Origin of the sequence: Nocardiopsis sediminis, from assembly GCF_042650565.1 — a bacterium.
Taxonomy (GTDB): Bacteria; Actinomycetota; Actinomycetes; order Streptosporangiales; family Streptosporangiaceae; genus Nocardiopsis_B; species Nocardiopsis_B sediminis.
The window spans coordinates 305,950-313,056 of sequence record NZ_JBHSBH010000015.1; the positions used below are offsets into that span (position 1 = coordinate 305,950).

At 74.2% G+C, this 7,107-nt stretch carries 6 protein-coding genes; 4 read left to right on the forward strand and 2 right to left on the reverse strand.

Annotated elements, in window-relative coordinates; translation table 11 throughout:
• Positions 1 to 197: 197 nt before the first annotated feature.
• The gene (locus ACFOVU_RS23940) at positions 198 to 1,478 is read right to left on the reverse strand and encodes an ROK family protein (protein ID WP_378537189.1); all 1,281 of its coding nucleotides are present in this window, start codon (positions 1,476 to 1,478) and stop codon (positions 198 to 200) included.
• Between the two features lie 52 nt (positions 1,479 to 1,530).
• Between ACFOVU_RS23940 and ACFOVU_RS23945 the strand changes: the two genes are divergently transcribed.
• From ACFOVU_RS23945 to ACFOVU_RS23960, 4 genes are read left to right on the forward strand one after another with little or no spacing between them, the layout of a single operon-like run.
• Complete coding sequence (locus ACFOVU_RS23945; protein ID WP_378537190.1) at positions 1,531 to 2,793, forward strand: ABC transporter substrate-binding protein; 1,263 nt, start codon at positions 1,531 to 1,533, stop codon at positions 2,791 to 2,793.
• Entirely contained in the window at positions 2,790 to 3,740 is a 951-nt protein-coding gene (locus tag ACFOVU_RS23950) for a carbohydrate ABC transporter permease (RefSeq protein WP_378537191.1), read from the forward strand. Before ACFOVU_RS23945 ends, ACFOVU_RS23950 begins: the two co-directional genes overlap by 4 nt.
• Positions 3,737 to 4,612, forward strand: a complete 876-nt coding sequence (locus tag ACFOVU_RS23955) for a carbohydrate ABC transporter permease (protein WP_378537192.1) — start codon at positions 3,737 to 3,739, stop codon at positions 4,610 to 4,612. The genes ACFOVU_RS23950 and ACFOVU_RS23955 overlap by 4 nt, the downstream gene beginning before the upstream one ends.
• Before the next feature lie 38 nt (positions 4,613 to 4,650).
• Entirely contained in the window at positions 4,651 to 5,913 is a 1,263-nt protein-coding gene (locus tag ACFOVU_RS23960) for a Gfo/Idh/MocA family protein (RefSeq protein WP_378537193.1), read from the forward strand.
• A 13-nt stretch (positions 5,914 to 5,926) separates the two neighbouring features.
• Here ACFOVU_RS23960 and ACFOVU_RS23965 read toward each other — a convergent pair.
• Positions 5,927 to 7,107 (reverse strand): alpha/beta fold hydrolase (locus tag ACFOVU_RS23965; protein WP_378537194.1); only part of this gene is annotated, 1,181 nt, incomplete at its 5' end.

Sequence of the window (7,107 nt, forward strand, 5' to 3'; positions counted from 1 at the left end):
AGCGAGCGGAGGCGGCGCCGCCTCTGGCCGAAGGCCCCCACGCGGGGCCGTTGGAGCGGAGCGAGGAAGTGAGCGTTCCCAAAGAAAGAGACAGCGCCTCCACCGCGACCCGCCCCCGTCCACGAAGGAGGGCTCCCGGGTGCCCGCCCGGGGGCCTCCGTGTCCCTGTACGTGCCTGAGAGGTCGGGGATCAAGGCTCAGGCGAGGATGCCCGCCATCGTCGTCTCCTCGAAGCGGGTCAGGGCGGCGTGTACCGCGCCGGTGACCACGGCGCGGTCGCCCAGGGCGGACAGTGCCAGTTCGGGCGGGAACAGCACGGTGCGGGCGAGCGCCTCGGCCAGCGGGGCGTGCAGGACGTCGCCCATGCTGGACACGCCGCCGCCGAGGACCAGCAGCTCCGGATTGAGCGCGAGCAGCAGGGGCGCGATCCCCTCGGCCAGGCGGCCGCAGAGCCGCTCCAGCACGCGCAGAGCGGCGGGGTCGCCGTCGCGGGCGCCTGCTGCCAGGGCCGGCAGTCGGCCGTCCGCCTCCTCCCCGGTTGTGAAGGCGCGGCGCAGCGGCGAGTCGGCGGGGGCGTCCGGCCGGGCCAGCTCCTCCTCGACCATGCCCACGATCGCGTGCGCGTTGACGTGCGACTCCAGCGGCCCGTACCCGGCCGGCGGCGGCTCGTCGGCCCCGCCGTGGCGGATGTAGCCGATCTCGCCGGCCGCGCCGTTGCGGCCGCGCAGCAGCCGCCCCCCGGTCGTGATCCCCGCCCCCAGCCGTTCGCCCAGCAGCACGAAGACGACGTCGGAGCGATCGCGCGCCACGCCCACCGCCTGCTCGGCGACCGCGGCGAGGTTGGCGTCATTGTCGATGTCCAGCGGGCAGGCCAGGAAGTCGCGCGCCCACGCGCCGAAGTCCACGGAATCCCACCCCGGCAGCGCGGGCGCCAGCAGGACCCGTCCCCGCCGGGGGTCGACCGCACCGGGGGTGGCCAGGCACGCGGCGAGCACCGGCGCCGATGCGGCACCGCGCAGGACGTCGCCGACCGCGGTGCGCGCCTCGTCCAGGCGGACGTCGGCGGGGGTGCCGGGGCCGACGGTGCGGCGGGCCACCGCGAGCCGGCGGCCGCGCAGGTCGGCGCGGCAGGCCGAGACCTTGTGCGCGCCCACGTCGATGCCCAGGACCCAGCCGGCGCGGGCGTTGAAGGCGTAGGTGCGCGCCGGGCGGCCGGGTGACTGGCGGCCGGCCAGGGGCACCCCCTCGGCCGCGGTGGCCCACCCCTGCGCGCTCAGCGACTCGGCCAGCGTCTCGACGGTGGGGCGCGACAGGCCCGTGACCTCCATCAGGTCCAGGACCCGCAGGGGCGTGCCCGCTGCGCGCAGCGCGTTGAGCACGGTCGCCGTGTTGAACTTGCGCACCCCGGTCATCGAGCCGGCGACCGGCTTGGTCATGGTGGTCGTCTCCCGAAGGGTGTTGACATCTCCGCGACCCATCCTATTCGATTTATAAATCGGATTTCGAAACGAATCCCCGGACGGAGGCGGCATGGCCACCAAGGGTTCGGCGGGACCAGGGTTACGAGCGGGCGCCCTCGCACTGGGGGTCGCCCTTGCCGCGGCCGGCTGCGCCGGCAGCCTGCCCGATGAGGACACCGACGCCGTGGTGACCTTCGCGGTCACCCGCGGCGCCGGCGCCGACATGGCCGAGATCATCGAGCGCTACAACGAAGCCAACCCCGACGCCCGCGTCCGGGTCGCCCACCTCGCCGCCGACGCCGACTCCCAGCGCGCGGCGCTGGTCCAGGACCTCCAGGCCCGCGCCGGACGCTACGACGTGCTCTACACCGACGCCGTGTGGACCGCCGAATTCGCCGCCCGCGGCTGGCTGGAGCCGCTCGACGCCGACCGGTTCGCCGGTCCCGGCATCCTGCCGGCCGCCGCCGAGACCGGCACCTATGAGGGCACGCTCTACGCCGCCCCCTTCTCCACCGGCACCGGGATGCTCTACTACCGCAGCGACCTGATCGACGAGCCGCCCACCACCTGGCAGGAGCTGATCGACGCCTGCCCGGTCGCCGAGGAGAACGGCATGGACTGCTACGCGGGCCAGTTCAGCCGCTACGAGGGGCTCACCGTCAACGCCACCGAGGCCATCGCCTCGGCCGGCGGCGCCATCTTCGACGACGACGGTGACGTCGTGGTCGACTCCCCCGAGGCCCGCGCCGGGCTGAGCTTCCTCGTCGACGGCCTGGCCGAGGGCCACATCCCGCCGGCGGCGCTGACCTACATGGAGGACGAGGCCCGCCTCGCGTTCCAGCGGGGCGACCTGCTGTTCATGCGCAACTGGGCCTACGCGTGGCCGGCCATGCAGGAGCCGGGCCCCGAGTCCCGCGTCCAGGACAGGTTCGACGCGGTGCCGCTGCCCGGTCTCGACGGGCCCGGCACCGGGACCCTGGGCGGCAACAACCTCGCGGTGTCGGTCTACAGCGGGCACAAGCCCGAAGCCCTGCGGTTCGTGGAGTACGTGCAGAGCCAGGACGTGCAGCACGAGTGGATGGCCACCACCAACACCCCCACCTCCTGGACGGCCAACTACGAGGACCCGGAGCTGATGGCCGCCTCACCGCACCTCGTCCCCCAGCGCGCGGCCCTCGACAGCGTGCAGCCGCGCCCGGTCTCGCCCCGCTACACCGATGTCACCAACGCCGTGCAGCGGCACGTGTACGCGGCGCTCACCGGCGACAAGACGGTCGACGAGGCGCTCGCCGACCTCCAGGCCGAACTCGAACGGGTGGTGGAGACCGCATGACGGCCACCGGCACCCCGCCCGCCGCACAGCGCAGGCCCGCCGCCACCCGGCGGCGCGGCACCACCGGCGAGCGCGCCGCGGAACGGCGGCTGGCCGTCTGGCTCCTGGCCCCCACGCTGGCCGCCCTCGGGCTCGTCGTGGCCTACCCGGTGGCCTCCGCGGTGTACCGGTCGCTCTTCGACGACCCGATCGGCGCCGAGCCCGCCTTCGTCGGCCTGGCGAACTACGCCGACGCGCTCGTCGGCTACGGCAGCGAGGGGTTCTGGGCGGCGCTGGGCAACACCGTCATGTTCGCCGCCGTCAGCGTGGCGGTGGAGACCCTGATCGGGCTGGGCATGGCGCTGGTCATGCACCGCGCGTTCCGCGGCCGCGGCATCGTGCGCGCCGCGGTGCTGCTGCCCTGGGCTCTGCCCACCGCCGTCAGCGCGGTCATGTGGGGGTGGATGCTCCAGCCCGAGGGCATCGTCAACGCACTGACGGGCACCGAGGTCGTGTGGGGCGGCGCCGAATGGCCGGCGAAGTGGTCGATCATCCTCGCCGAGGTGTGGAAGACCGCCCCGTTCGTCGCGCTGCTCATCCTCGCCGGGTTGCAGACCATCCCGCCCCACCTCTACGAGGCGGCGGCCATCGACGGCGCCTCGGCGTGGCGGCGGTTCACCTCGATCACCCTGCCGCTGGCCCGCCCCGCGATCGTGGTCGCCGTGCTGTTCCGCACCCTGGACGCGCTGCGCATGTACGACCTCCCGCAGATCCTCACCGGCGGCGCCAACAACACCGAGACCCTGTCGATGCTGGTCGTGCAGGCGGCCACCCGGGAGCTCAAGCAGGGCTACGGCGGCGCGCTGTCGACCCTCACCTTCCTGTTCGTCTTCCTGTGCGCGTTCCTGCTCATCCGCACCATCGGGGCGAACGTCTTCGCCGGGTTCAAGGGAGATGACACGCGATGAGCACCCCCACCGCCCCCACCGCAGCGGGCCGCCGCACGGCCCGCCGGCCGGCCACCTGGGAGTCGTGGGTGATCGGCGGCGCCACCGTCCTGCTCGTCCTGTACTGCCTGGCGCCGTTCTACTGGATGTTCGTCTCGAGCCTGAAGGGCCCGGCCGAGATCGCCACGAACACCCTGTGGCCCGAGGCGCCCACCCTGGCCAACTACCGGGGGGTCTTCGGCGGCGTCAACGACTTCGGCTACGCCGTGCGCAACAGCCTGGTCATCGCCACCACCACGACCGCGCTGGCCATGGTGATCGCCGTGCTTTCGGGGTACGCGCTGGCCCGGCTGCGCTTCCGGGGCCGCAACCTCGTGCTCGCGCTGGTGCTGGCCTGCTCGATGTTCCCCGGGGTCGCCATCGTCACCCCGCTGTACGGCCTGTTCAGCGACTGGGGGTGGATCGACCAGTACCAGGCCATGGTCCTGCCGAACATCAGCTTCGCGCTGCCGCTGGCGATCTTCGTGCTCACCACGTTCTTCCGGGAGATGCCCTGGGAGCTGGAGGAGGCCGCCCGGGTCGACGGGTGCGGGCCGCTGGGCGCGTTCGGCCGCGTGATCCTGCCGCTGGCCGCCCCGGGCGTGGCCACCACCGCCCTGCTGGTGTTCTTCGCCGCCTGGAACGAGTACCTGATCTCCAGCGTCGTGTCCATCACGCTGGCGTCCAACCCCGTGACCGTTGCGCTGGCGAAGTTCGCCGGCGACACCGAATTCCAGCAGCCGTTCGGGTCGCAGATGGCCGCCGGGGTCGTGGTGACCCTCCCCCTGGTGGTCCTCGTGCTGCTCTTCCAGCGGCGCATCGTCAAAGGACTGGCCGCGGGGGGCTTCCGGTGACACCGGGGGCGACCGCATCCGAGGGAAAGGCGGGAACGATGGCACCGGTGCGAGTGATGATCGTGGGCGCGGGGTCGCGCGGGGGCTCCTACGCCGAATGGATCCGGCGCCACCCGCACGTGGCCGAGGTGGTGGCCGTCGCCGAACCCCGGGCCGAATACCGCGAGCCGCTGGCCGACGCCCACGGCGTCCCCGAGGCGGCCCGGTTCGCCGACTGGCGCGAGGCCGCCGCCCGGCCGCGCCTGGCCGACGCCGCACTCGTGTGCACCCTGGACGACGCCCACCTGGAACCCGCGCTGGCCCTGGCCGACCGCGGCTACCACCTGCTGGTCGAGAAGCCGCTCGCGCAGACCCGCGCCGAATGCGAGGCGATCGTCGCCGCCGCGCGCCGCAACGACGTGCTGCTGGGGGTCTGCCACGTGCTGCGCTACGCGCCCTACACGCGCGTGCTGAAGGACGTCGTCGACTCCGGGCGGATCGGCGCCATCGTCAGCGTCGACCACGTCGAGCCGGTGGGGTTCTGGCACCAGGCGCACTCCTACGTGCGGGGGAACTGGCGCCGCACCGACCGGGCGGCGCCCATGCTGCTCGCGAAGTCCTGCCACGACCTGGACTGGCTGCGCCACATCGTCGGCCGCGACGCGGTGTCGGTGTCGTCGTTCGGCAGCCTGAAGCACTTCCGCCGCGACCAGGCCCCGGCCGGTGCGGCGGAGCGCTGCCTCGACTGCGCGATCGAGCCCGGGTGCGCCTACTCCGCGCCGCGCATCTACGGGCGCTTCGTGGCGGAGGGCCGCACCGGCTGGCCCCTGAACGTGCTCACCCCCGAGCCCACCGCCGGATCGGTCACCGAGGCGCTGCGCGTCGGCCCTTATGGCCGCTGCGTCTACTCCTGCGACAACGACGTGGTCGACCACCAGGTCGTCGCGCTGGAGTTCGCCGGCGGGGCGACCGCGACCTTCACCATGTCGGCGTTCAACCGCGCCCGCCCGCGCCAGACCTCGGTGTTCGGCACGCTCGGCGAGGTGTACTGCGACGGCGACCGGATCAGCGTCTACGACTTCCTCTCCGACACCACCGAGGAGATCGACGTCGCCACGGTCAACGACGGCCTCATCGACTCCGGGCATGGCGGGGGCGACGGCGGCCTGCTCGGGTCGTTCCTGCCGGCGGTCGCCGCGGGCGACCCGTCCATGGTGGCCACCAGCGGCGAGGACGCCCTGCGCTCCCACGTCCTGGTCTTCGCCGCCGAGCAGGCCCGGGTGGAGGGCCGGGTGGTGGCCCTGGCCGAGCACGCGGTGTGACGGAGCGGGCGGCTCACCGGCCGCGCTCGGCCAGCCAGGTGTGCAGGATCGCCGACGCCGACCCGACGTGCTCCTCCAGCATCGTGAAGTGGTCGCCGGGGACCCGGACCACCGTGTGCGGCGGCGCCCACCCGAACGGGTCGAGCAGCGCCCCCGACCGGTCGGCCACCGGCTTCTCGGGGCGCAGGACGACCGTGGGGGCGGCGATCCGCTCGGGCCGCCAGTCGACGAAGAGCCGAGTGTAGGCGCCCATGGCGGTCAGCCGGGCGCCGTCCATGACCCCGATCTGCTCTTCGCGCTGCACCACGCCGTTCTCGATGACGGGAAGGGTGACGTCGTCGGTGGGGTAGGGGGTGTCGAGCAGGGCGAGCGCGCGCGGGAACACCCCGTGCCGCTCCAGCCGCGCGGCGACGGCCGCCGCGACCCACCCGCCCGACGAGCGCCCCACCACGGTGAACGGGCGGCCCCCGGTGGCGCGCAGGACGGCGTCGGCCTGCACGTCGACCACGGCGTCCACCGACGCGGGCAGTGGCTCGGCCCCGGCGAAGCCGGGCTGCGGGAACACGATGAGGTCGCGTTCGCCGCGCACAGCGGCGGCGAACCGGGCGTATTCGTGCAGGCCGGAGATCATCACCAGGGACGGGAAGCAGACCAGCGCGGGGTGGGCGTCTCCTTCGGCCAGCCGCACCCCCTCCACCGGGCCCCCGCGGTGGCTTTCGGCCGAGGTGAAGCGGGGGCGCAGCCGGGCGGCGGCCTCCACGACGGCCATGCCGTCGCGGATCCGGCCCTCCGCGCACGCCTGCCGGAACAGGGGCACGATCCCGGCGAAGGGGTCTTCTTCCGCGGCCGGGGAGGCGGGCGCGGCGGGGGCCGCCGGCCGGTCGCCGGGGACGGCCAGCAGCGGAGCGATGTGGGCGGCCACGGCGGCGGGGGTCGGCCGGGTGAAGACCAGCCCGGCGGGCAGCCGCAGACCGGTGGCGGCGGCGAGCCGGTTGCGCAGCTCGATGGCGGTGAGCGAGTCGAACCCCAGTTCCAGGAATCCGCGGTCGGCCGGGACCGCCTCGGCCGCGGTGTGCCCCAGGACGGCGGCCGCGTGCTCGCGCACCAGGTCGGTGAGGGCCGCCCGCTGCCCGTCGGCGGGCAGCCCGGACAGCCGGCGCCGCAGCCCGGCGCCGTCGGCGGGGGCCCCCGCGG